Genomic DNA, 1,129 nt, shown 5'->3' with positions numbered 1-1,129 from the left:
TTATCTTTCAAGCGAATTACTAGCCCACTGAGGAAGCTGGCTCAGGAAATTCGAACTTATCGTGAGGCTGAGCTAGGCACAAGTGATGCTTGGGAATTAAGGAGTAACAGTGATGAAATTGAAGTTTTATCGAGTTCCTTTTCGCTTATGCGCCAACGAATACAAAGCCAGTTTGATCAACTCGCTGAAAGTGATCGCTTAAGAAGGGAGTTAATATCTAATGTCTCTCACGACTTAAGAACGCCATTGGCAGCCATGCAGGGCTATTTGGAAACACTCATTATCAAGTCCGAGACGCTAGACTCTGCTAAGCAGAGAAAATATTTGGAAGTGGCGCATCGTCATAGCAAGCGTTTAAGGGATTTAGTTAGTCAATTATTTGAATTATCTAAACTAGAAGCGGGGAGGGTTCAGCCACAATACGAGATATTCTCCTTGACTGAGCTTGTTTACGATGTGCGACAAGACTATGAATTACGAGCGCAAGAAAAGGGGCTTGAATTGATCGCAAAAGTGCCTGATGAGAATGTTTTGGTGAATGCCGATATTTCTCTTATGCAGAGGGTGCTCCAGAACCTGATTGATAATGCTATCTCTCACAGTAAAGAAAGTGGTGAAGTTACCTTGTCACTGAAGTTAGAAGGACGCGGCGTTCAAGTCGGTGTTTTTGATACTGGCCGTGGCATCGCTGCCGAAGATATCCCTTATGTTTTTAAGCGTTTCTACCAGTCTACGTCAGACGTAAATCCTGAGCTTAGGAAAGACGGCGCTGGCCTTGGTCTAAGTATCGTTCAGAAGATACTTGAATTGCATGACAGTATCATTAGCGTCAGATCTCAGTTAAATACCGGGACAGAATTTTCCTTTGCTTTGATGAGGGTCTAGCTTAGAGGGTGAGACGGGAATGTTCATTTTTTTTAATAGTGAAAAGTGATTTTTCTCATACTTTTTGCTTGTGGGGAGCGGCACTAACTCAAGGGAAAGAGTAGAGTTAATGAATATCATTCCAGCGTTTAGTATCGGCTAAAATGGAGAGGGGCATAAGCCCTTTATTTGTTTTCCTGAAATAGGGTGTACAAACTCCAATGTTGTTGCATGTAGCATTAGGCGGTCAGCCATTGCTTTACTA

The 1,129-nt window shown here is 42.5% G+C and carries 1 protein-coding gene; it reads left to right on the top strand.

The window, feature by feature from the left end:
• Positions 1-885 (top strand): cell wall metabolism sensor histidine kinase WalK (locus A3729_RS02965; protein WP_231877311.1); only part of this gene is annotated, 885 nt, incomplete at its 5' end.
• Positions 886-1,129: the final 244 nt, after the last annotated feature.

This window comes from Oleiphilus sp. HI0043, from assembly GCF_001634935.1.
The sequence above is the reverse complement of the archived record's forward strand: the minus strand, read 5'-3'. Positions and strand labels throughout refer to the sequence as shown.